Genomic DNA, 22,097 nt, shown 5'->3' on the forward strand with positions numbered 1-22,097 from the left:
TGAGTAGTCATGAACGGCGGCCGCGGGTGATCCGGAGATGCGGGGAGGGCATCGCCACGGTGTCTTCGTCACCTTTGCGAGCAGCCGGGATGAGCGGTCCGTGCAGTTCGGCCAGCAGCGCCTCGATCGCGTCCGCCTTCGCCAGCCGAGCCCGCCCGCGGTAGAGCTCCGCGGCCTCCTGCCACAGCTCCCGCGCGTCCTCGGGATCCCCGTGCTCCCAGAGGACGGCGGCCAGCGCGGAAAGCGCCCGTGCCCGCCCTGTCGCGTGCCGGGTCCTGTTCGCCAAAGCAACCGCCAGATGCGCATGCCGCAGCGCCGCCCGGGCGTCACCTTCCGCGTGCCGAAGTTGAGCGAGCACCGTGTTGAGCTTCATGATCGTCGGGAGGTCCTGGCTGGCTTCGATCAACGCTTCGCCGGCGCTGCATTCAAGCGACGCTTCGGCAAGCCTGCCGAGGCGGACCAGCAATGCCCCGAGAGCGGCGTGCGCCCGCATCAGCTCAGTGGCATCACCGGCTTCGCGCCGATGCCGCACCGCCTCGCGATACAGCGCGAGCGCCTCCTCGTCGTGGCCGCCCATCTCGACCAGCGCGTCGGCGAAGCGATGTTCCGCACTTGCGCACAGCATCGGCTCGCCCAGTTCACGAACGGACGGAAGTACCTTCCGGTACCTTTCGACCGCTTCGGCCGCCCGGCCGGCATGGAAATGCACACGGGCCAGGTTCAGCCTGACCGTCGCTACGCCGACCGCGATCCCATGGGCGTCGACCAGTTCAAGCGCGCGCAACAAGCACTTCTCGGCGGCGTCGTCGGCGCCGATGAGCATGTGCACGACCGCCAGATCGTTCAGGCACGAAGCCAGTGAGCCCACGTCGCCTTGCGCCGTCGCGGCGCGGACGGCGATGGTCAGCCCCTCGATCGCGTCGGGGTATATCCCCTGCAATATGAAGAATTCCGATGCCATCGCGGGCAGGAGGTAAGAAATACCGTTGAGAACACCTTCCGACGCCGCGCTGATCGCCATGATCGACGTTCGTTCCCGCAACACCCACTGCCGCGCTTCGGCGACGTTCCGGAACCCGGGCGTGGGCGCCGCCCGCACCATCGGAGGCAGGTTCAGCAGCTCCTTGTGCGGGAACTGCAAGCGATACGCGTCGATGACCACGCGCAGGTAGAACTCGAACATCCTCCTGCGCGCGAGGTCCACATCGGACAATTTGGCGGCCAGGGACGCGGCGTACAAATGCAGAAGGTCGTGCACACGATAGCGATCGAGGTCGGCGGGGTGCTCGATCAAGTGCGCGGCGACCAGCACGTCCAGCGAACGCCGCACCTCCGGTACCGGACGCCCGTCCGCCGCGGCGATCACCGCGGTCGTCATCTCGGCGCTCGGATGCAGGCCGATCAGGGCGAACACGCGCCGCTCGGCGGGCTCGAGGTCGTGATACGAAAGGGCGAAGGCGGATCTCAGGCTCATCCCCGGCCAGTCACCCTCGTCGCCGAGGTCCAGCAACAGGTCGGCGTCACGCAATTGGGTGGCCAAGGTCCGCATCCGTGTGCCTGCCCGGGAGATGGCGCGTTCGGCCACCAGCGTCAGCGCCAACGGATTGCCCCGGCACAGCCGCACCAGTTCTTCGACCCCCTCCGCGTCATCTCGCGCGCGGTGACCGATTCGCCGGGTCAACAGGGCGGAGGAATACCGGTCGCCGAGCGGAAAGACCGTGATCACAGGCGGGGTCAGCTTCGCCGACAAGGACTTCAGCCGCCACCGCGAAACGATCAGCACCGTGCACGACGACAGGACACCCAGCAGTGGCGCGACCTGATCGGAACTGCGCACGTTGTCGAGGATCACGAGCATCGAGCGCCGAGCGAGCAACGCCGACAGTTTCGCGGCGCGGGCGATCGGATTGACCACTTGGTCGACCGGAAAATCCAGCAACGACAAGAGTGTGTCGACTATTTCGCCGGCGTCGGCCTTCGCCGCTTGGCTATCCCCGCGAAGATCCAGCATGACCGCGCCATGCCGGTACCGTCGTTCCGCACGATGGGCCCACTTGGCCGCCAAGGTCGTCTTCCCGACACCGGGCCCTCCGGTCACCACCACCGCGGCACGTTTAGGCGCGCCCGCGGAATCGGTCGTGTAAGCGTCGAGCAGGGCGATCAGATCGGCTCTTCCCGCGACGTCGTCGATGTCTGGCGGCAAATGGCGGATCACGTGCTCGTTTTGCCCGGTGGAATCGAGCGGGGCCGGTTTGCGCCGAGAAATCACCCGATCCGGCCGGATCAGCACCTTGTCGTTGACCGCCCGCAGTTCTTCCGCAGCCCTTGTCTCCCCTGCCTCACGGTAACGGGCATACGTCACCCGAAAGAAGTCGGCGGCTTCGGCGGGCTGATCGGCTTCGGCCAGCGCCCGTATTCGCAATTTCTCGAAGCTCAGTTCCCTCGGATGAGCCTGTTCGAGTTCCACCAGTTTACGCACCGCGGCGTCGGCTTGCCCGGTCGCCAAGTGCTCCGCCACGACGAACGCGTTGGCGGGGATCCACTCACTACGCTCCCATAAGGCACGCCATCCGTCGGCACGCTCGGTCCGGAGATCGGCTAAGGCTTCGTCACGGCACAATCGGACAGCCGAAAGCGCTTCGACCAGCGCGCGGTCGTGCTGACCGAGTTCACGGAACCGGCGGGCCTTGTCCATCATGGCCTGGAAGGCGAAGTGATCGATCAGCGTCGGCTCGATCTCCAGCAGGCAACCCGCTTTACCCACACTCACGTTCGCGGGCACGGATTTTTCGTGGAACGCCCGTCGCAGCTTGGTCGCGTTCTGATGAAGCGTCGAGTGGGCGTCCTGTGGCGCCCTCTCGTGTTCTTCCCATACCCAGTCCACGACGGCGTCCAGTGACAATCGACGGTTCGGCGCCGTCAGCAACGCGGTCAGCACCTGTCTCGGCCGAGGACCAGCCCAGTTCACATCCACATTCCCGTGCATTAGCATGGCCGTCTGCCCGAGAATTCCGAAGGCGATTTCCACGAGTGCGCCCCTTCCCCATGGCGAACCCGGGTTCGCCACCCCTGTCCCGCCGGATCATTTTTCCACCAGTCCGCGCATAAGGCCAGGTCATCGGCTTAATTGTCAAACTTCGGCGATCACCGTTGATCATCTGTCAATGAACTGACAACCTGCCGAAGCCGATTTCTCCACCATCACTCCCATGCTGACTGCGGATACCGGAGTTCGAGCGAGGGGAATTTCATGACCGAGTTATCGTGGGTCCACAGCCCGGTGAATGGCTCCGACCAGCACTGGGCGACACGTAAAGGGGTCAAATCCGTGCTGGTGATGATCCCGCACATCGTAGCCGGAAACCGGCTCCTCGACCTGCTCCCGCTCTTCGAGGCCGACCACCGTGTCCAGTCGACCTTCACCGTCCCGGAGTGGGAATCCTGGCGCGCCACTCACGACTTCGTGGAGGACCAAGGGGGAATAGTCCTGCCCTGGGCGCAGGCCAAGCGCGGTGAATACGACCTCGTGCTCGCCGCCAGCCAGCGCGGCATCGACGAGGTCGCGGGGCCGGTATTGCTCGTCCCGCACGGCGGCGGATTCGGCCAGTACCGGCCGTGGCGGCCCCCGGACGCCGGGCCCGGCTGGAGGCCCCAGGTCGGGCTCGATGCGAGCCAGCTGATGCGGGAAGGACGGGTGCGCGCCGACTCGATCGTGCTCGTCCACGACCGCGAGATGGACATCCTCGCCGAGACCTGCCCCGGCGCGATCCCCGCCGCTGTGGTCGCGGGTGACATCGCGCTGGATCGGCTCGTCGCCAGCCTTCCTTTCCGCGATCACTACCGGAGAGGTATCGGCGTGGCCGATGACCGGCGCCTGGTGGTCGTCACCTCGACCTGGTCCGACCGGTCGGCATTCGGACGTCACCACGATCTGTTCGAACGGGTGCTCAGGGAGCTTCCTCCCGAACACTTCCGGGTGCTCGGGGTCCTTCACCCGCAGATCTGGTCGCACCACAGCCTTTGGCAGGTTCGCAGCTGGCTGGCCGACAGTCTGCGGTCCGGGCTCGAGCTTTTGCGTCCCGACGGGAGCTGGCGGGCCGCCTTGATCGCCGCCGATCACGTCATCGGCGACTACGGCTCCGTGACCGGTTACGCGGCGGCCATCGGCAAACCGGTGCTCTTGGCCGTGGACGGCACCGAGCCGCTGCTGCCGGGCACGCCCAGCGCGGTCGTCGCAGAACACGCGCCCCGCTGGATACCCGGCAGCACTCTTCTCCCCCTGCTGCGCGAAGCGGAGTCCGCCGGCATAGCCGAGCGCGTCCGAAGCCTGATGTCGTCGCGGCCGGGCCGCGCCGGCGCGATCCTGCGCACCGAGATGTACCGGCTTCTCGGTTTGCCCGAACCCACCCGAGCGGTCCCGGCCTCGCCGGTCCCGATGGCGGAGGTGCTCCCGTGCTGGCCTTCGTAGCGCGGTTGCGCGCCACGGCCGGGAGCCGTCGTATCGACGCCGCAGGAACCTCGTTCCTTCTGTCCGGCGCGAACGACGGAACCCGGACCTCCCTCGCCGACGTGCTCGTCCATTCAGGGCCGCACCTGCCCGCGGACGCCCGTCGCTTGATCGCGAGCGACTTCGACCGGCTGCCTGGTCTCACGATCGTCGCCGTCGCGTGTTCCGCCGGGCGGTGCCTTGTCGGCGACCGCACGGGAGACATGGTCGTCATCCCGTGCGAGTCCGCCGAACTGGCGGGCGCGGGGGCCTATCTGTGGTCACTCGCCGGACGCCGGCTCGGCCTGCTGCGGCTGATCGCGCCGGGTGTCCAAGGCGTCCAACCGAGCACGGGCCCGTTCGACCCGCAGCCCGCCGATCGGGCCGCACAGGTCCAGCGCCTTGATCAGATGGCCACGAGCGGCGCCGAGATCACCCTCGAGCTCAGCGACCTCGGCGAACGCCACCAGCACATCGGACTGATAGACGGCCGAACCTGACTCGTCGAGCACCGCGGCGGCGCGTTCGAGTTCGCGTTTCGCCGCGGTGATCTCGCCGGCCCGCGCGTCGATCCGCGCGAGCGACAGGGTGGTCAAGGCCTCGGCCTTACCATCGCCGATTTCGCCGAACATCTTTTGAGCGAGGCGCAGCTGCCGGGCGGCGTCGGCGAGCCTGCCTGCCTGCAACAAGGCCTCGCCGATCCGCCGGTGCCGCTGGGCGACGCCGCGGTCGATCCCGAGTTCCCCTTCGATCACGAGACTTTCGCCGAAAAACCCGACCGCTCGCTCGAAGTCGCCGCGACCTTGCGCCGCCACGCCCAGCTGGTCCAAGGCCACGGACTCGTTGTGCCGGCTCCCGGCTCCCCTTGCCAGTTCCACGGCCCGTGAGCATTCGAGCTCAGCGGCTTCGAACCGGCCCAGATCCAGATAGGCACGACCGAGTTGGCAACGCAACCGAGCCTCGGCGACCGCGTCCGCGCACCGGTGCGCCGCGGCGATGCCGACTTCATGCGTCCTGATCCAAAGCTGATAGTGCTTGCGGTAGAGAAAGAGCTCCCACAGGGCTTCGCAAAGTTGCCACGTGAGTTCGTCGTGCCGCAGAGCCGAGGTCTCGTCGACCAGCTCGACGATGTCCGCGAGGCGTTCGTCCAGCCAGGCAAGGGCTTCGGCCCCAGTGGCGAACAACGCCGGTGAATCCTCGTACCGGGTGTGCACGGTACTGATCCTCCAGCGCATCGGGATGACCACCATGTTCGCCCGCGTCATCCGGTGCAGGTACCAGTCCGCGATACGCGGCACGACTTCGAGCCGTTCGTCGTCGGGTAACGCCCGTGCGTGCAACCGCACCAGATCGTGGAAACGGTAGCCGTCCTCGCCGACCTCCTCGAGAAGGCTGGCGTCCGCCAGTTCTTGAAGGCCGTCCACGGCTTCGTTCTCCGAAATCCGTGCCGCCGCGGCCGCCGCTCCCACTTCGACCGTCAGCCCCGGGTGCTCGCTGACCAGCCGGTAGAGCCTGGCCGCGTGGGGCGACAACGCCGAATACGACGAATCGAACGTAGCCGTCAACGATGCTTCACCGACCGGCGACAGCTTCGTCAGCCGCATCCGTTCATCACGGAGCTCCGCCACCATCCTGGCCACCGGCCATTTCGGCCGCGACGCCAACCGCGCGCCGGCCACGCGGAGCGCGATCGGCAAGCGACCGCACAGGGCAGCCAGTGTCGTCACGGCCGGAAGTTCGCCGGCGACCCTCGACTTCCCCACCGAGCGCGTCAGCAGCTCGACGGCGTGCGCCTCCGGCAGGGGCGCCATGTCGACGAACCGAGCCCCCTCCGCGTGCAGACCGTCCAGCCTCAGCCTGCTGGTGACCACCACGACACAGCCCGACGAAGCCGGGATCAGCGGCCGCACCTGAGCGGCCGAGATCGCGTTGTCCACCACCAGCAGCAGTCGCATCCCCGCGGTGGTGGTCCGGAACAACGCCGCTTGTTCGGCCAGTTCGACCGGCACCCGCTCCGGAGGAACCCCGAGTGCACGCAAGAACGCTCCGAGCGCGTCTTCGGGCGGCACGGCCGTCTCCGGGGAGAACCCCCGCAGATCCGCATACAGCTGCCCCGACGGGAAGCGCCCGGCGTTCCGGACGGCCCAGGTGACCGCGAGTGCGGTCTTGCCCACCCCGCCTGGCCCGACCACCACCGTCACCGCCGGCGACCGGTCGACCGAGTCGTCCTCCCGGCCCGCCGCCGCGGAGTCGAGCGCTTCGAGTTCAGCGGTCCTACTGGTGAAATGGGCGGGGACAGGCGGCAACTGCCGGGGAACCGGCGTACCGGAGGGCGGCCGCGCGACGGTCACCGAAGCACCGTCATCTCTCATGACCGCACCTCGACCGGCGGCAATTCGAGCATGAATTGCGCAGGCGCGATTTTCCACCTTCGAGAACAGAAACCCACGACGAAAAAAGTCGTGGTTCACGCGTCAAAGATCGCATGCTCGTGTCTCCCCACACGGCCATATTCTTTTATCCGCGCAATAACCGGGCACGGATCTCGTCGTGCCGCACTGCCACGTCCGCCCGGGAACTCTTGCCAAATCCCCGAACCTCCCTGTCTACCTCGCCGAGCAGGATCGCTCCCGGCAAGGCCGGTACATCTACCCGAAAGAACCAAGGCGACGACCCGGCACGAACCCGTGATACACCTGAACGCAGGAGCTTCGAGGCCCATCGCCACATACTGTGATATCCGACACTCCATCCTCCGGAGACCACTTCCACGCTTACGCGCAAGCAAAGGAGCGGCCAGGACTAAAATGATCCACAAGTAAAGCAAAATGGTACCGGAATCGGTCCGACGATTCACGCCATGCCATTCGAGGCGATTTCCGTTCGCGCAATTCCCCGCCGATCGCCCACGCGTCGGACCCGAGACGGGGCGTCGAGCCGCGACCGCGGAGCCCACCCGCGGCAGACACCCACTCGCCCAAGATCGTTTTCTTGTCGTTCACCCTTCTCAGTCGACAATTCGGACATGAGCCATACCCCTGAGTAGCCGTGTGTATGACCTCTGTATGCTCCGCTCTCGCTCGATGGGATGATTCATCCCCCACTCGGGCGAGCCGTTGCGGTCGGGGCCTGTGGTCGCACACGGCACTGGCATTCGTGGTCCGTATCCGGATGGGAGACACATGCACGGCAGGTCAGTTCTGGTTCGCGGCGGGATCGCGGTGGCCTCCGCGGCCGTCGCGCTGACGATGGCCGCTCCGGCCGCCCTCGCCGACGACGGCGCGGCGCGGGGCCGGGTCGTCCAGCAAGAGGGCAACGGCGGGTTCGGCGTCAACTTCGAGAACGGCAAGCCCGCCGACACGGTGCTGTTCACGCTGAAGCTGTCGGACGGCAGCAAGCTCAAGATGTACTGCGTGCAGGTCGAGGTCGGCATGCGCACCGATCAGGACATGATCGAGCGTCCGTGGAACAAGTACCCGGACACCAAGTCGCCGTTCAACAAGAACAGCTCGAAGCTCAACTGGGTGCTGCACCACGGCTACCCGGCGGCGTCGGTCAAGGCGCTCGAGGGCACGCTCGGCAAGAGCGACGTCAAGCTCAACGGCGGCCTCTCCGTCAAGGAGGCCATCACCGCGACGCAGGCCGCGGTCTGGCACTTCAGTGACGGCAAGGACCTGAAGCGCGCCAACCCGATTTCGGGCGGTGCCGCGGAAGACTCCGCCGACGTGCTGGCGGTCTACGACTACCTCGTGGGCAAGGACAACGTCGGCATCGGCCAGCAGCCGAAGCCGACCCTCGACATCGGCCCGGCCAAGGCCTCGGGCGCCACCGGCACCCGGATCGGCCCGTTCAGCATCGCCACCAGCGGTGACATCACCGAGCTGACGAGCAAGCTGCCCGAGGGCGTCAAGGTCACCGACGCCGACGGCAAGGCGATCAAGGCCGCCGACATCAAGGACGGCACCAAGGTCTACGTCGACGTCCCCAAGGACGCCAAGGACGGCTCCGGCACCTTCTCGCTGAAGGTCAGCGGCCACCTCGACACCGGCCGCCTCTTCGTGGGCGAGAACTACGACAAGGTGCCCGCCCAGTCGCTGATCGTCGCGCAGTCCGAGAAGACCTCGGTCGCCGCGAACGCGACCGCGAGCTGGAAGCAGGGCGGCGCGCCCGTCACCGAGACCCCGGCCCCCACCACCCCCGGTGGCGCCGAATCGGGTGGCGGCGACGAGCTGGCCAACACCGGTGCTTCCGCGACCATGCCGCTGATCATCGGCGGCGCGCTCCTCGGCGCGGGTGTGCTGATGGTGCTGCTGGTGCGCCGTCGCCGTAGCGAGGCGTAAGAACCGAACGAAGAACGGGGCCGGTCCTTTGTGGACCGGCCCCGTTTTCGCGTTCAGCGGTCGTAGTACCGGCCCGGCGTATGCCCGAAGGCGCGGCGGAAGACGTCGATGAACGCGCTGGTGGACGACCAGCCGCAGGCATGCGCCACCGCGGTCACCGGGGTGTCCTCGGCCAAGAGGACCAAAGCGCGATGGAGCCGCAGCTGCGTGCGCCACTGTGGGAAGGTCATGCCGAGGTCGGCTTTGAAGAGCCGCGCGAGGGTGCGGTCGCTCGCCCCGACCCGCGCGCCGAGAGCCGCCAACGTCCGGCCGTCGGCCGGATCCGCGCTGAGGATCTCGCATAGTGCGCGTAGCCGCGGGTCGGAAGGCGTCGGCAGGTGCAGGGGTTGCTGCGGCGAGGCGCGAAGCTGATCGAGCAGTACCGCGCGCAGCCGCCGTCGTTCAGGTGAGTCGTCGTGCGGCGGATCGGTGTACGCGCGGATGAGTTCGCGCAGGAGCGGTCCGACGGCGAGCACGCTCGGTTCGTTCAGCCGCAACGGGTTCACGGTGGCGGGCAGGCCGACGAGACGGAGTTCGAGGTCGCCGTGCGCCTGATGGGCGTGCACGGTCCCGGCGGGCACCCAGATGGCCCTCGTGGCGGGCGCGACCCAGGAACCCCTGTCGGTGGTGATGGCCAGTACGCCGCGAGCGGCGTAGGCGACCTGGTGATCGTCGTGGCAGTGCGCCTCGATCGTCGTGCCGGAGGCCAGGGAGCGGACCTGGGTCGGTGCCGCGGGCATGTGGCGGATTTCCGTCATCGTTTGTCATTTTATCGGAAGCGCGACACCGCGATCCGCGACGAGCATGGCGACGTGCCGAAGAACAAAGCGATCGCCCTGCTGTCGGCCGGGCACGCGTGTGTGGACGTGTACCAAGGTTCGGTCGCCGCGCTGGTGCCGTTCTTCGCGGCCGAACGCGCCTACGGTTACGCGGCGGTGTCCGGCATCGTGCTCGCCGCTTCGTTGCTGTCGTCGGTGGCGCAGCCGTTGTTCGGTGCGCTGACCGACCGATGGGCGATGCCGTGGTTACTGCCGTCCGCCACGCTCCTCGGCGGGCTCGGCATCGCCCTCGGCGGACTGGCCGGCTCCTACCCGCTGACGCTGGCTTTCGTCGCCGTGTCGGGAATCGGGGTGGCCGCCTACCACCCCGAGGCCGCACGGGTCGCGAGGATCGCCGGCGGTGGCAGCCATACGGCCATGGGCTGGTTCTCCCTCGGCGGGAACATCGGTTTCGCGGCCGCTCCCGTACTCGTCGCCGCCGTCATGGGACTCGGCGGACTGCGGATGTCGTCGTTGCTCGTCGTACCGGCACTGGCCGGTTCCGTGCTGTGCCTGCCCGTGCTGCGTGCCCTCGCCAGGACCAGCCGCACCGGCGGCTCGCCGGCGGAGGCGACAGGGGTCGACGACTGGAGGTCGTTCACGAAGCTGTCGGCGGCCGTCGTCTTCCGCTCGATCGTGTTCGTCGGCCTGAGCACCTTCGTCTCGCTCTACGCGCAGCAACGGGCCGGAGGCGGCACGGCGACGGGCAGCGCCGCGCTGTTCCTGCTCTACCTCGGCGGCGCCGCCGGCACTTTGCTCGGCAGCAGGCTGGCCGGGCGCCGGGACCGCGTCATCGTGGTGCGCCGGTCCTATCTGGCCACCGTCGTCGCGGTCACGGGCGTCGTTTTCGTGCCGGGCCCGGCCTTCTTCCCGTTCGTCCTGCTGGCCGCGGTGGGCCTGTACATCCCGTTCTCCCTGCAGATCACGCTCGCACAGGACTACCTCCCCACGCGCGTCGGCACCGCCAGTGGCGTCACCCTCGGGCTGACGGTCAGCATCGGCGGTCTCGCGAGCCCGGTCATCGGAACGGTCGCCGACCACACTTCCTTGCGGACGGCCTTGGTGCCGTTGATCGCGCTGCCGTTTTTGTGCTGGATCACAACCCGCACCCTTTCCGAGCCGTGCTCCGTCCCAACGCGAGTAAAAGAATCGTCGAAATCGCGCGATTAATGATGTACGCCTCTGTACACCATCGGTTACCGGCTGGTAGGTTCCGGGCATCCAAACGTGATCCACTTCATGATTCAAAGGGGAGTCATGACCCGAAAGCCCGCTCGTCTGCTGGCCGTCGCGATCGCCCTCATCGTCGGTTTCGCCGCCGCGCCCGCCGCCTCCGCCGCCCCCGCGACCGATCCGTTCTACAGCTACGACGGCAGCGAACCGCTGTCGTCGTACAGCCCCGGGACCGTGTTGAAGACCCGGACGCTCAATTACCACGTCATCGGCATTTCCACGCCGCTCAAGGTGACCCAGTTGCTGTACCGGTCCACCGACGCGCGGGGGAAGCCGTCCGCCAACGTCACTTCGGTGCTGCGGAGCCTCACCGGCGACAGCACGAAAGCCGTTTCGTACCAATCGTTCTACGATTCGCTCAACCCCGAGCACGGCCCGTCCAGGGCGATCGCCGGTGACGTCTCGCTCGGCGGCCTGATCGCCAACGCGGAGACGCTGTTCATCGCGCCCGCCCTGTTGCTGGGCTACAACGTCGTCATTCCCGACACCGAGGGCCAGAAGGCGAACTTCGCCGCCGGGCCCGAATACGGGACGAACACCCTGGATTCCATCCGCGCCGCGACGCGGTCTCCCGCAACGGGGATGAACGACAAGACCCGGTTCGGGCTCATCGGCTATTCCGGCGGCGCCATCGCGACGGGCTGGGCCGCAGCGCTCGCACCGGATTACGCACCCGAGGTCAACAAGAACCTCGTCGGTTTCACCGAAGGCGGAGTGCTCGTCAAGCCGTCGCACAATCTCAAGTACGTCAACGGCAGCGTCGCGTGGACCGGCGTCATTCCGATGGCGCTCATCGGCGTCTCGCGTTCCTTCGGCATCGATCTCAAGCCGTACGCGAATTCTTACGGCCTTCAGGTGCTCAAGGACATGGAAAAGGCGTCGATCGTCGACGCGCTCGGCCGGTATCCCGGGCTGACGTGGGAGAAATTCGTCAAGCCCGAGTACGTCAACCCGAACAAGGTGCTGCCGTACGTCGAGGCCGTGAACAAGATCAACCTCGGTTCCGCGCCGACGCCGACCGTGCCCGGCTACATCGCGCAGGGCAACAACGGTGTCCTGGAAGGCACTTTCGGCAATCCGCCGGGGATCGGGACCGGCGACGGGGTGATGGTCGCCGGTGACGTGCGCTCGCTCGCGCGGCAGTACTGCGACACCGGCAACAAGTCGATCAAGTACGACCAGTACAACACGCTGAGCCACGTCGGGGCGGCCGTCGCCTGGGCGCCGCTGGCCATCGGCTGGCTCAACGACCGGTTCGCGGGCAAGACGGCCCCGACCAGCTGCGGGAAGATCGCGCCCGGCAACTCCCTTGCCCCGGAGGTGCCGGTCGGCTGACCGCACAGGTCCGTGAAGGCCTCCTTCCCTACCCTGACAGTAGGGAAGGAGGCCTTCACGGATCTCCAAGCCGGTACGGTGCCGCACGTGACCGAGCACCGCAAGCTGCCGAAGGGGCCGCACAACCTCAGCCGCGACGAGGTCGCCGAAACCCAGCGCGCCCGGCTGATCGACGCGGTACTGGAGAACACCGGCGAACGCGGCTACGTCGCCACGACCGTCGGCCACATCACCGCGACGGCGGGCGTGTCCCGGACCTCGTTCTACGAACAGTTCACCGGCAAACAGGACGCCTTCCTCGCCGCCTATCGCGAGATCACCACCGAGTTCATCACCCAGGGCGTCGCCGTGGGCGCCGAGGCCGCGACCCCGCTGGACGCCGTCGCCGCCTGCTGCGACTTCCTCGTCGACTACGTGCACCGGCGCCCGACGGCCGTCCGCGCCGCGTTGCTGGAGATCTACGCTCTCGGCGACGCGGGGCTCGAAGCGCGGGAGAACACCTTGCGCGCCGGTGAAGCCGTCTTCGATCGGACGGCGGAATGGCTTCGGGCCACCGACCCAGCGCTGCCGTCACCGCCGCCGTTCACCGCGCGCACGGTCGTCGCCGCCACCATCGAACTGATCACCCAGGCCATCTGGATCGGCACCGAGGACGCGTACGGCCAGGCACGCGAAGCCGTCCGCTACACGTGGTTGCTCGGCTTGTTCGGGCACCGGAGCGTCGACGCCTAGGCGTGCTTCATAGGGAGGGTGGGTGCGTCGCGAAAGCCACTTTCGGGACGTCTGATGTCCCGAAAGTGGCTTTCGCGACATGTGCACCGGGGAGCCGGCTTCGAGCGGGACCACGCCTAGCGGGCGAGACGCCGCCGCTCGAAGTCGACGATCAGCTTCGGATACCGCCGCGGGAGCAGCCGGACGAGCCGATCGACCAGTTTCGCGTCGTTCCCGACGAGCACGCGCGGTTTCCCCGCCTCGACCCCGTCGAGGATGATGCGCGCGGCCTGATCGGCCGGCATCTTCAGCAGCTTTTCGTTGTACACCCGGACGCGTTCCCGCTGTTCGGCGGTGGGCTCGATACCGCGCGCCTCGGCTTCCTTCAACGCCGCCGAGGCGATACCGGTCTTGACCCCGCCGGGATGGACGACGGTCACCCGCACCGGATGCCCGCCCGCGATCATCTCGGTGCGCAGCGCCTCGGTGAACCCGCGGACGCCGAACTTGCTGGCGCAGTAGGCGCTGAGCGTCGGCTGGGCCATGAAACCGTTGAGGCTGGAGATGTTCACGACCTGGCCGTCGCCGGAATCGATCAGATGCGGCAGGAAGGCCTTGGTGCCGTTGATGACGCCGAAGAGGTTGACCGCCAGCGTGCGGTCGTACAGCTCCCATTCGGCGTCGAGCACGGTCTGCCCGCCGCCCGCGACCCCGGCGTTGTTGTAGATCTGGTGCACCACACCGAACTGCGCGGCGACGGCGGTCGCGTACTCCAGCACGGCCGCCCGGTCGCTGACGTCGAGCGCGGCGCCCTGCACTTCCGCGCCCAGGGCCTTGACCTGGGCGACGGTTTCTGCCAGCCCGGTTTCGTCCACATCGGACACCGCGAGCCGGGCTCCGCGCCGCGCGAGTTCGAGGGCCAGCTGACGGCCGATGCCGGAACCGGCACCGGTGACGACGGCGACCTTGCCGCGAACACCGCTCATCGGGTTTCTCCTGCCGGGTCGAGGGCCAGTTCGGCGGTCAGCTCGACGAGCCGCTCGACCAGATCCGGGGCGATGTGGTGGCCCATTCCGGGGATTTCGACGTAGCGGGCGCCCCTGATGGCCTTGGCGGTCGCCCGCCCGCCGCTGTGGTGGACCATGCGGTCGGTGTCGCCGTGGACCACGACCGTCGGGCAGGTGATGCGGGCGAGTTCGGCGGTGCGGTCGCCGCTGGCCTGGATCGCGCCGATCTGACGGGCGATACCGCTGCGGGCGCGGCGCCCTCCGGCCCGTTCCCACAGTTCCTCGGCCCAGGCCGTTTCGACGTCCTTGTCCAGCGGGAACGTGGCCGAGCCGAGGTGCCCCATCATCGCCAGATGCCCGGCCACCGATTCCTCGACGGTCCGCGCGGGCCGCCGCGCCATGCGCAGCAGCGTCGACCGCGCCGGCTGCCCGACCCGGCGGTGCCCGGTCGTGGAGAAGATCGACGTCAGCGACAGGACCCGGCCGGGGTTCCGGGCGGCGACGGTCTGCGCGATCATGCCGCCCATCGACATGCCGACCAGATGCGCCTTCCCGACGCCGAGGTGGTCCAGCAGGCCGACGGTGTCCGCCGCCATGTCGCCAAGGTCGTAGGCGTCCGGCAGCGGCCGGGCCAGCAGTTGCCGGAGCTTGCCGGGATTCGGCGCCTTGATCCGGTCCGAGCAGCCCGCGTCCCGGTTGTCGAACCGGATGACGCGGAAACCGCGGCCGGTGAACCCCTCGATCATCGGCCGCGGCCACGAAGTGAGATCCAGGCCGAGCCCGGCGATCAGCACGAGCGGCACCCCGTCGGACGGGCCGTCCTCGCGGTAACAGATCCGGGGGCCGCCGGGCAGGTCGGCGAAGCCGTCGGTCACGAGTTCACCGCTTCCCGCACCTCGACGCGGGAGAAGTGCAGCTCCGGATCGGTGATGTCGTCCGCGCGCAGCAACTTGATGTCGGAGTGGTAACTCATCGACGTCAGCCACGGCATGCGGTCACCCTGGCGCGGGAGCTGGTCGAGCGCGCGCTGGACGTATCCGGCGGCGAAGTCCAGGAACGGTTTCGTCGGCATGTCCGGATCGGCGAGGACGGGACGGCAGACGTCGTAGCCGTGGACGTCCATATGCGCCAGCAGACGGCAGAAGTGCTCGCACAGCAGGCCGATCTTGAGCGTCCACGACGAGTTCGTGTAACCGATCGCGAACGCGGCGTTCGGCACGTCCGAAAGCATCATTCCCTTGTACGCGACGGTTTCCGGCAGGATCACCGGTTTCCCGTCGACGCTGAGCTTCGCCCCGCCGAACACCTGGAGGTTCAATCCGGTGGCGGTGACGATGATGTCCGCCTCCAGCTCACGCCCGGATTCGAGCAGGATCCCCTTCTCGGTGAAGGTCGCGATCTTGTCGGTGACGACGTCGGCCTTGCCCTTGCGGATGGCGGCGAACAGATCGCCGCCGGGTACGGCGCACAGCCGCTGGTCCCACGGGTCGTACGGCGGGTTGAAGTGCTCGTCGACCGGATAGCCCTTGGGAAGCTGCTTCTTGTTGACGTAACGGATGAGGCCGCGGGCGGTCTTCGGGAACTTCTGGCAGAACTGCCAGACCGCCAGTCCCTTGCGGATGTTCTTGCGGCGGGTGAGCGCGTAGGCCCGCTCCTCGCCGAGGATCTTGCGCAGGCCGTTGGCGATCTTGTCCTCGCGCGGCACCGGCATGACGTAGGTCGGGGTGCGCTGCAGCATCGTCACGTGCGCCGCGGTGCCCGCCATGGCGGGGATCAGGGTGACCGCGGTGGCGCCGCTGCCGATCACGACGACCCGTTTGCCCGCGTAGTCGAGGTCCTCGGGCCAGTGCTGCGGATGCACGATCGTGCCGGTGAACCGGTCCCTGCCCTCGAAATGCGGGGTGAAGCCCTCGTCGTAGCGGTAGTAGCCGCCGGCGTTGAACAGCCAGCCCGCGCTGAGGCTGGTGCGCTCGCCGGTGTCGGTCCGCTCGATCTCGAGCAGCCAGCGGGCCTCGTCGCTCGACCAGGCGGCCGAGAGCAGCTTCTGGTGGTACCGGATGCTGGGTTCGAGGCCGTTCTCGGCGACCGTCTCGCGCAGGTACGACAGGATCCGGGGCGCGTCGGCGATGGACTGCTTGTCCCGCCACGGTTTGAACTCGTAGCCGAAGGTGTGGAGATCGGAGTCCGACCGGATGCCCGGGTAGCGGAACAGGTCCCAGGTGCCGCCGGACGTGCCGCGCGCCTCCAGGATGGCGAACGTCTTGCCCGGGTTCTCGGTCTTCAGGTAGCGCGCGGCCCCGATCCCGGAAATCCCGGCACCGATGATGACCACGTCGAGGTGCTCGACGGGGGTGCTCGTCGTCATGCGGTACTCCAGCCTCGTCTCGGTTCCCTCCACGATGCGGGTCGGGCGGGGAATTGCGCTAGCGCTATCTGCACCATCATGATGTATGGATGGTGCAAAGTGCCGCATCGCCGTGGCCGACGCTGTCGCCTGAGGCGCGTGAGCTCTTCCGGCGGGGCGCGGAGATCGTGCTGCATCCCCGCGCCGAATGGATCGAGGAGCTGCACGAGGCCTCGCTCGGCGGGGACAGTATGCGCGCGGTCGCCGAGGACCCCGTGCTCACCGAGGGCACCAAACGCGCCAATCTGGCGAATCTGCTGCACTGGGCGGCCGCCAACGTGCAGCGCCCCGGTGAACGGGTCGCCGCCAACCTGAACCAGGAAGTGCTGGACGGCGCTCGCGACATGGTGCGCCGCGGCTTCGACTCCGGCGGCCTCGACGCCTACCGGCGGGCCCAGGGGGTGGCCTGGCGCCGGTGGATCGAGATCTGTTTCGACCTCACTTCGGACCCGGTCCTGCTCCGCGAGCTGCTGGACGTCTCGTCGTTGTCGATCACCACGTTCATCGAGGACACCGTCGCCGCCGTGTCCGAACGGATGGCCGCCGAACGCACGGAACTGACCCGCGGCGCCCACGCCGAACGGCGGGCCACGGTCACCCTGCTGCTGGAAGGCGCGCCCATCAGCCGTTCGCGCGCCGAAGCCCAGCTCGGCTACCCGCTCGCCGGGCCGCATACGGCCGCGATCGTCTGGAGCGGCTCGGTGACCCCGTCGTCCCAGCAGCTCGAAACCGCCGCGGAGACGCTCATGCGGGCGAGTGGCGCTTCGCACCGGCTGACCGTCGTCGCCAGCGCCGCCGCCCTGTGGGTCTGGCTGCCCGGCCGGACCCAGCCGCGCGCGGAAAGGCTCGCCGAAGACCTCGCGCCGCATCCCGACGTCCGGGTCGCGCTGGGGCGGCCCGGCAGCGGGATCGACGGGTTCCGCCGCAGCCATCTGGACGCCGCCGCCACCCAGCGGATGCTCGCCCGGCTCACCTCGCCGCAGCAGATCGCGCGGTACCAGGACATCCAGCTGCTCGCGCTGCTCACCGGCGATCCGGCGCAGGCGGGCGAATTCATCGCCGACACACTCGGCGAACTCCGGCACGCCGACGCCGAGACCCGGGAGACCGTGCGGGCCTACGTGCACGAACTCGGCAACACGACACGGACCGCGGAACGGCTCTACACCCATCGGAACACCGTCGTCCGGCGGCTGTCGCGGGCCGGCGAACTGCTCCCCCGGCCGCTGGCGGAGAACGCGGTCGACGTGGCCGTCGCGCTGGAAACGCTGCGGTGGCTGGGAAGCGGCGCGTGACGGTCACGAAAGCGGCAGGTCCAGGTTCCGGAGCATGGCGCGTTGTTCGGCGGTCAGCTCACCCTCGACCGTGATGGTGAACGGGGGCGTCTCCTCGCGGGAGCGGAGGAAGTTGCTCCAGGCGATGCCCAGATTCGCCAGCCCGGTCAGTGAGCCGATGGACATGCAGATGACCTCGAAGACGCCCAGCTCCTCCGTGCTCCGCGAACCCGCGAGGCTGATGGTCGCGGACCGCGTCACGTCGGCGTCGTCGCGGAGCCAGCTGTAGAACTCGGTCAGCGCTTGTTCGTCGCCGGCGGCGTTGATCGTCAGCTCCATGGGACCTCCCTCGAAGTGCTGTCCCTACCAGTCGCCACCCCGGCCCGGCGCGTAACAGGAATCGGCTTCGCCGGGCGAAAACCTCTAGATTGACGGCATGGTTTCCATCGCCGAGAAGGCCACGCGGCTGCAGGAATTGCACGCCGCCCCCGAACTGCTGCTCGTCGTCAACGTGTGGGACGCGATCACCGCGAAGGTCGTCGCCGAAACCCCTGGTACGCAGGCGCTCGCCACTCCGAGCCACGGTATCGCCGCCGCCCGCGGCTATCCCGACGGCGAGGTGATCCCCCGCGACGAGATGATCGCCGAGGTCGCCCTGATCGTCCGGGTGGCGGGCGATCTGCCGGTCACCGCGGACCTGGAGGCCGGTTACGGCGACCCGGGCGGCACGGTCGCCCGCGCGATCGAGGCCGGCGCGGTCGGCTGCAACCTCGAAGACCAGATGAAACCGCTGGACGAGTCCGTCAAGGCCGTCGAGGCAGCGGTCGCCGCCGCCCAGTCCGCCGGTATCGACTTCGTGCTCAACGCCCGCACCGACGCCTTCCTCCGGGCGGGCGACCGTGACCCCGAGGAGGTGCTGGCCGACGCCATCACCCGCGGCCGCGCGTACCTGGACGCCGGCGCGTCGAACGTCTTCGTGCCCGGCAAACTCGACGAGACCCAGGTCGCCAAGCTGGTCGAGGCGCTGGGCGAGCGCAAGGTGAACCTGATCGGCGTCCCGGGCTCGATCCCGCTGGCCACCGCGCAGAAGCTCGGTGTGTCCCGGGTGTCCTACGGGCCGTTCAGCCAGAACGTCGCGCTGACCGCGCTGGCGAAGCTCGCCGAGGACGTCTACGCCGGCGGCGGCCTGCCCGCCGACATGCGCAAGCTGAACTGAGCGAGCCGGGGCCCGTCACAGTAGGGTCCCACGCATGGTGCGCGGAGTCGGCCGGACGGAAGGCATCCTGCTGGCCGGCTTCGTGGTCGCCGTGCTCGTGGTGACCGGTGTCCTCGCCAGGTCGCCCGGAACCTGGCTGCTGGAAGTGGTCTGGGTGCTGATCGGGCTGCCGCTGGTGGTGGCCCTGCGCAAACGTTTTCCCCTGACCCGCTTGCTGTGCTGGCTGCTGGTGCTGCACGCGATCGTCCTGTGTTACGGCGGGCAGTACACCTACGCGGAGACCCCTGCCGGGGAATGGGTGCAGGAGCTGATGGGCACCCAGCGGAACAACTACGACCGGTTCGCCCACGTGGTCCAGGGTTTCGTCCCGGCGATCGCCGTGCGCGAGGTGCTGCTGCGCCGGACCCCGCTGCGCCCCGGTGCCTGGGTCGCGTTCCTGACCGTCTGCGTCTGCGTGACGATCGCCGCCGGTTTCGAGTTCGTGGAATGGCTCAGCGCGATGATCGCCGGCGCGGGCGCGGACGATTTCCTCGGCACCCAGGGAGACGTCTGGGACACGCAGTGGGACATGTTCCTCTGCCTGTGCGGCGCGGTGCTCTCCCTGCTGATCTGGCGCAGGACGCACGATCGGCAACTCCGGGGGATTCCGGCGAACAGCCTGTAATGCAGGTAACCAAGCAACGATCTCCTGTCCTGCGTGTTCAACGCGGCAGATACGGTCCTCGGCATGACTCTGCGAGCCGCGGCGGTGCGGCGGAAACCGGTCGCCGATCTGATCGCCGACAGTGATCACGGCACGCTGAAGCGATCACTCGGCCTCGGGCAGCTGACGATGCTCAGCATCGGCGCGACGCTGGGCAGCGGGATCTTCGTCGTGCTCGGCGAAGCGGTCCCCGTGGCGGGCCCCGCGGTCGTGCTGTCGTTCGTGCTCGCCGGTGTCACCGCGCTGTTCTCGGCGCTGTCCTACGCCGAGCTCGCCGGCATGATCCCGGTGTCCGGTTCGTCCTACTCCTACGCCTACGCGACGCTCGGTGAGCTGGTCGCCTGGGTCTGCGGCTGGTGCCTGGTGCTCGAATACGGCGTCTCGGTGGCGTCGGTGGCCGTCGGCTGGGGGCAGTACCTCAACGAACTGCTGCGGCTGGCGTTCGGGTTCGCCATCCCCGACGCGCTCAGCCAGCCGCCGGGCTCGGGCGGGATCGTCAACGTCCCGGCCATCGTCGTCGTGCTGCTCGCCATGTTCCTGTTGCTGTCCGGCGCGAAGGAGAGCGCGCGGGCCAACGCGATCATGGTCGTGATCAAGGTCGGCACGCTGGTGCTGTTCTGCGCGATCGCGTTCTCGGCGGTGCGGGCGGCGAACTTCGCCCCGTTCTTCCCACTCGGACTGGCCGGGCTGAGCGCCGGTGCCGCGAAACTCTTCTTCTCCTACATCGGTTTCGACGCGGCCTCCACCGCGGGCGAGGAGGCCAAGAACCCTCAGCGGGACCTGCCGAGGGCCATCCTGCTCTCGCTCGCCATCGTCACCGTGCTGTACTGCCTTGTCGCCGTGGCCGCGGTCGGCGCCCTGCCGTGGCAGGACTTCGACGGCCAGGAGGCCGCGCTCGCGCACGTGCTCGGTGCCGTGTCCGACAACCCGCTGTGGGCCGGATTGCTGGCCGTCGGCGCGATCGTGGCCATCTCCAGCGTCGTGCTGACCGTCCTCTACGGACAGACGCGCATCCTGTTCTCGATGTCCCGCGACGGGCTGGTCCCCGCCTCGCTGTCCAAAGTGGACCCCAAAACGGGAACGCCCCGGATCAACACCCTGGTGGTCTCGGGCTTCGTCGCGACGCTGGCCGCGTTCGTCCCGCTCGGGAAGCTGGCCGACGCCACCAGCATCGGCACGCTGTTCGCCTTCGGGCTGGTGAACATCGCCGTCCTGCTGCTGCGAAAGCGGCAACCGGAGGCACCGCGCTCGTTCCGGGTGCCCTTCTCCCCCGTCACGCCGATCCTCGGGGTGCTGTGCTGCGGCTACATGATGCTCAGCCTCGACGGCGAGACCTGGATCGTCTTCGCCGGCTGGATGGCGCTCGGCCTGGGCATCTACTTCGGTTACAGCATGCGCCGATCCCGGCTGGCCACGGATTCGCCCGTTCGCCGCCATAATTCCTAGCCTGTCCAGCCCTAGTACGAGCCGGATCATTGAAGTGACGGTGATCGGTAGGGGACACTTCCGTCCGCCCCCACGGAAAACCCCTACCGTGAACCGAGGTCCCCATGCGCCGATATGGCATTACCGTGCTGACCGCGTGCCTCGCCCTGTCCCTCACCGCATTCCCCGTCTCCGCTACCGCGCAAGAGACGGCGGCGGCTCCCTTCTGTTATGAGGAACCCGTACAACCGAAAGCCGATGTCAGTGACATAAAGGCCGGTTTTCAATCCACGAAGTGGTTGCAGACGATCCAAGCCGTGTACAAGCGGCGCTGGCCCAGCGGCGAAGCCCTCGCGATCGCCCAGGCCAAGGACAAGTACTTCAGCCAGTTCGTGAACAAGACCAGCTTCAACGCGCTCGCCGAGTCCCTGATGGTGGCGATCCACGAAGAGACCCACATGTGGGACCTGGATCCTTCGAGAACGTCGTGGGACGTGTACGTCTCGGCGTGGATCGACGCTTCCCGCAAGGCGATGAAGGTCCCGATCCACGGCGGATTCCCCCGCCGCGAGATCCTGCCGCTGATCACGGACGATCTCACACGTTCGATGGACGACATCTACCTGCGGGACCAGCAACAGGGTTCGTATCGGATGCAGGGGGTCATCGCGGAACTCAACGCCGGGCTCATGGGATTGCCCGCGGCGAGCGTCGTCGCCGAGTACATCCAGGGTGTCGGCGCGAGCAATTCGCGCGACATCGCGGCCACGAACATGCGTTACCTTCAGCTGTACCTGCGTGTCGCCAAGACCAAGCATCCCGATTACTGGGCCAAGATCAAGGCACAGCCGGAATTGCGTGAATTCGTGCTCGTCGAATTCCTCCGGACCGCCTACTGGCTGGATCAATCCGCGCCCCACGCCGCCAAACTCGGCAGCGCGGACGTGGCCAAGATCGTCGCCAAGAACTACGCGCCGGAGAACGTCGCGATCATCGAGGAGTTCACCGGCGCCAAGGTGAACACCGGTTCGGCCAGGAACTGCACGCTCTGACGCCGCGCGGCTCGCCGTCGGCGGACCCGGGTCCGCCGACGGCGAGCTGTCCCG

18 protein-coding genes and 1 pseudogene are annotated in these 22,097 nt (G+C 68.0%); 11 read left to right on the plus strand and 8 right to left on the minus strand.

All coding sequences use genetic code 11. The annotated features are described in order from the left end of the window. Window positions 1–7: 7 nt before the first annotated feature. Window positions 8–2,290 (minus strand): tetratricopeptide repeat protein, encoded by a 2,283-nt coding sequence (locus NQK81_RS11725; RefSeq protein WP_257488196.1) that lies wholly within the window; start codon window positions 2,288–2,290, stop codon window positions 8–10. Window positions 2,291–2,344: 54 nt separating this feature from the next. Next, window positions 2,345–2,698 (minus strand): annotated as a pseudogene (locus NQK81_RS45370) (BTAD domain-containing putative transcriptional regulator); the annotation flags it as partial. Between NQK81_RS45370 and NQK81_RS11730 the strand changes: the two are divergent. Continuing rightward, a complete protein-coding gene (locus NQK81_RS11730) occupies window positions 2,657–2,899 on the plus strand; it encodes a hypothetical protein (protein WP_257488197.1) in 243 nt (80 codons plus the stop codon). The pseudogene NQK81_RS45370 and the gene NQK81_RS11730 sit on opposite strands and share 42 nt — an antisense overlap. Before the next feature lie 351 nt (window positions 2,900–3,250). Further along, window positions 3,251–4,468 carry a CDP-glycerol glycerophosphotransferase family protein gene (locus tag NQK81_RS11735; protein ID WP_257488198.1) on the plus strand — a complete coding sequence of 406 codons (1,218 nt, stop codon included), beginning with the start codon at window positions 3,251–3,253 and terminating at the stop codon, window positions 4,466–4,468. Window positions 4,469–4,767: 299 nt separating this feature from the next. On the opposite strand, the gene NQK81_RS11740 is transcribed toward NQK81_RS11735, so the two are convergent. After that, the gene (locus NQK81_RS11740; protein ID WP_257488199.1) at window positions 4,768–6,858 is read right to left on the minus strand and encodes a tetratricopeptide repeat protein; all 2,091 of its coding nucleotides are present in this window, start codon (window positions 6,856–6,858) and stop codon (window positions 4,768–4,770) included. A gap of 810 nt (window positions 6,859–7,668) precedes the next feature. On the opposite strand from NQK81_RS11740, the gene NQK81_RS11745 reads away from it, so the two are divergent. Further along, window positions 7,669–8,826 (plus strand): thioester domain-containing protein, encoded by a 1,158-nt coding sequence (locus NQK81_RS11745; protein ID WP_257488200.1) that lies wholly within the window; start codon window positions 7,669–7,671, stop codon window positions 8,824–8,826. A 53-nt stretch (window positions 8,827–8,879) separates the two neighbouring features. Here the strand turns inward: NQK81_RS11745 and NQK81_RS11750 are convergent, their stop codons facing one another. Next, on the minus strand, window positions 8,880–9,623 hold the full coding sequence (locus tag NQK81_RS11750; RefSeq protein WP_257488201.1) for a helix-turn-helix transcriptional regulator: 744 nt from the start codon (window positions 9,621–9,623) through the stop codon (window positions 8,880–8,882). Between the two features lie 54 nt (window positions 9,624–9,677). Between NQK81_RS11750 and NQK81_RS11755 the strand changes: the two genes are divergently transcribed. From NQK81_RS11755 to NQK81_RS11765, 3 genes are all read left to right on the plus strand, one after another. Beyond that, on the plus strand, window positions 9,678–10,853 hold the full coding sequence (locus tag NQK81_RS11755; RefSeq protein ID WP_257488202.1) for an MFS transporter: 1,176 nt from the start codon (window positions 9,678–9,680) through the stop codon (window positions 10,851–10,853). Window positions 10,854–10,940: 87 nt separating this feature from the next. Continuing rightward, entirely contained in the window at window positions 10,941–12,251 is a 1,311-nt protein-coding gene (locus NQK81_RS11760; protein ID WP_257488203.1) for a lipase family protein, read from the plus strand. A gap of 87 nt (window positions 12,252–12,338) precedes the next feature. Continuing rightward, entirely contained in the window at window positions 12,339–12,983 is a 645-nt protein-coding gene (locus tag NQK81_RS11765) for a TetR/AcrR family transcriptional regulator (RefSeq protein ID WP_257488204.1), read from the plus strand. 116 nt (window positions 12,984–13,099) lie between these two features. Here NQK81_RS11765 and NQK81_RS11770 read toward each other — a convergent pair whose 3' ends face one another. From NQK81_RS11770 to NQK81_RS11780, 3 genes are read right to left on the minus strand one after another with little or no spacing between them, the layout of a single operon-like run. Then, window positions 13,100–13,948 carry an SDR family NAD(P)-dependent oxidoreductase gene (locus tag NQK81_RS11770; protein WP_257488205.1) on the minus strand — a complete coding sequence of 283 codons (849 nt, stop codon included), beginning with the start codon at window positions 13,946–13,948 and terminating at the stop codon, window positions 13,100–13,102. Then, window positions 13,945–14,844 (minus strand): alpha/beta fold hydrolase, encoded by a 900-nt coding sequence (locus NQK81_RS11775; RefSeq protein ID WP_257488206.1) that lies wholly within the window; start codon window positions 14,842–14,844, stop codon window positions 13,945–13,947. Before NQK81_RS11775 ends, NQK81_RS11770 begins: the two co-directional genes overlap by 4 nt. Then, entirely contained in the window at window positions 14,841–16,334 is a 1,494-nt protein-coding gene (locus NQK81_RS11780) for a flavin-containing monooxygenase (protein WP_257488207.1), read from the minus strand. The genes NQK81_RS11775 and NQK81_RS11780 overlap by 4 nt, the downstream gene beginning before the upstream one ends. Before the next feature lie 89 nt (window positions 16,335–16,423). Between NQK81_RS11780 and NQK81_RS11785 the strand changes: the two genes are divergently transcribed. Beyond that, a complete protein-coding gene (locus tag NQK81_RS11785; protein ID WP_257488208.1) occupies window positions 16,424–17,668 on the plus strand; it encodes a PucR family transcriptional regulator in 1,245 nt (414 codons plus the stop codon). A 3-nt stretch (window positions 17,669–17,671) separates the two neighbouring features. On the opposite strand, the gene NQK81_RS11790 is transcribed toward NQK81_RS11785, so the two are convergent. Then, window positions 17,672–17,986, minus strand: coding sequence for an effector-associated constant component EACC1 (locus tag NQK81_RS11790; RefSeq protein ID WP_257488209.1), 315 nt, complete (start codon window positions 17,984–17,986; stop codon window positions 17,672–17,674). A gap of 97 nt (window positions 17,987–18,083) precedes the next feature. Here NQK81_RS11790 and NQK81_RS11795 point away from each other — a divergent pair, with 97 nt between their 5' ends. The 4 genes from NQK81_RS11795 (at window position 18,084) to NQK81_RS11810 (ending at window position 22,043) form a co-directional block, all read left to right on the plus strand. Continuing rightward, the gene (locus tag NQK81_RS11795; RefSeq protein WP_257488210.1) at window positions 18,084–18,863 is read left to right on the plus strand and encodes an isocitrate lyase/PEP mutase family protein; all 780 of its coding nucleotides are present in this window, start codon (window positions 18,084–18,086) and stop codon (window positions 18,861–18,863) included. 34 nt (window positions 18,864–18,897) lie between these two features. Next, window positions 18,898–19,527: a DUF2238 domain-containing protein gene (locus NQK81_RS11800; RefSeq protein ID WP_257488211.1), complete on the plus strand. Its 630-nt coding sequence runs from the start codon at window positions 18,898–18,900 to the stop codon at window positions 19,525–19,527. A 63-nt stretch (window positions 19,528–19,590) separates the two neighbouring features. Beyond that, on the plus strand, window positions 19,591–21,012 hold the full coding sequence (locus NQK81_RS11805; protein WP_257488212.1) for an amino acid permease: 1,422 nt from the start codon (window positions 19,591–19,593) through the stop codon (window positions 21,010–21,012). 296 nt (window positions 21,013–21,308) lie between these two features. Beyond that, window positions 21,309–22,043 carry a hypothetical protein gene (locus NQK81_RS11810; RefSeq protein ID WP_257488213.1) on the plus strand — a complete coding sequence of 245 codons (735 nt, stop codon included), beginning with the start codon at window positions 21,309–21,311 and terminating at the stop codon, window positions 22,041–22,043. The last annotated feature ends 54 nt before the right edge of the window (window positions 22,044–22,097 follow it).

The sequence above is a fragment of the Amycolatopsis roodepoortensis genome, assembly GCF_024628825.1.
GTDB lineage: Bacteria > Actinomycetota > Actinomycetes > Mycobacteriales > Pseudonocardiaceae > Amycolatopsis > Amycolatopsis roodepoortensis.

What these genes read in the sequence shown, in the direction of transcription:
- NQK81_RS11735 (WP_257488198.1), top strand. Translation starts at nt 3,251, where the DNA reads ATGACCGAGTTATCGTGGGTCCACAGCCCGGTGAATGGCTCCGACCAG.
- NQK81_RS11740 (WP_257488199.1), bottom strand. Translation starts at nt 6,858, where the DNA reads ATGAGAGATGACGGTGCTTCGGTGACCGTCGCGCGGCCGCCCTCCGGT.
- NQK81_RS11745 (WP_257488200.1), top strand. Translation starts at nt 7,669, where the DNA reads ATGCACGGCAGGTCAGTTCTGGTTCGCGGCGGGATCGCGGTGGCCTCC.
- NQK81_RS11750 (WP_257488201.1), bottom strand. Translation starts at nt 9,623, where the DNA reads ATGACGGAAATCCGCCACATGCCCGCGGCACCGACCCAGGTCCGCTCC.
- NQK81_RS11760 (WP_257488203.1), top strand. Translation starts at nt 10,941, where the DNA reads ATGACCCGAAAGCCCGCTCGTCTGCTGGCCGTCGCGATCGCCCTCATC.
- NQK81_RS11770 (WP_257488205.1), bottom strand. Translation starts at nt 13,948, where the DNA reads ATGAGCGGTGTTCGCGGCAAGGTCGCCGTCGTCACCGGTGCCGGTTCC.
- NQK81_RS11780 (WP_257488207.1), bottom strand. Translation starts at nt 16,334, where the DNA reads ATGACGACGAGCACCCCCGTCGAGCACCTCGACGTGGTCATCATCGGT.
- NQK81_RS11785 (WP_257488208.1), top strand. Translation starts at nt 16,424, where the DNA reads ATGGTGCAAAGTGCCGCATCGCCGTGGCCGACGCTGTCGCCTGAGGCG.
- NQK81_RS11790 (WP_257488209.1), bottom strand. Translation starts at nt 17,986, where the DNA reads ATGGAGCTGACGATCAACGCCGCCGGCGACGAACAAGCGCTGACCGAG.
- NQK81_RS11795 (WP_257488210.1), top strand. Translation starts at nt 18,084, where the DNA reads ATGGTTTCCATCGCCGAGAAGGCCACGCGGCTGCAGGAATTGCACGCC.
- NQK81_RS11800 (WP_257488211.1), top strand. Translation starts at nt 18,898, where the DNA reads ATGGTGCGCGGAGTCGGCCGGACGGAAGGCATCCTGCTGGCCGGCTTC.
- NQK81_RS11805 (WP_257488212.1), top strand. Translation starts at nt 19,591, where the DNA reads ATGACTCTGCGAGCCGCGGCGGTGCGGCGGAAACCGGTCGCCGATCTG.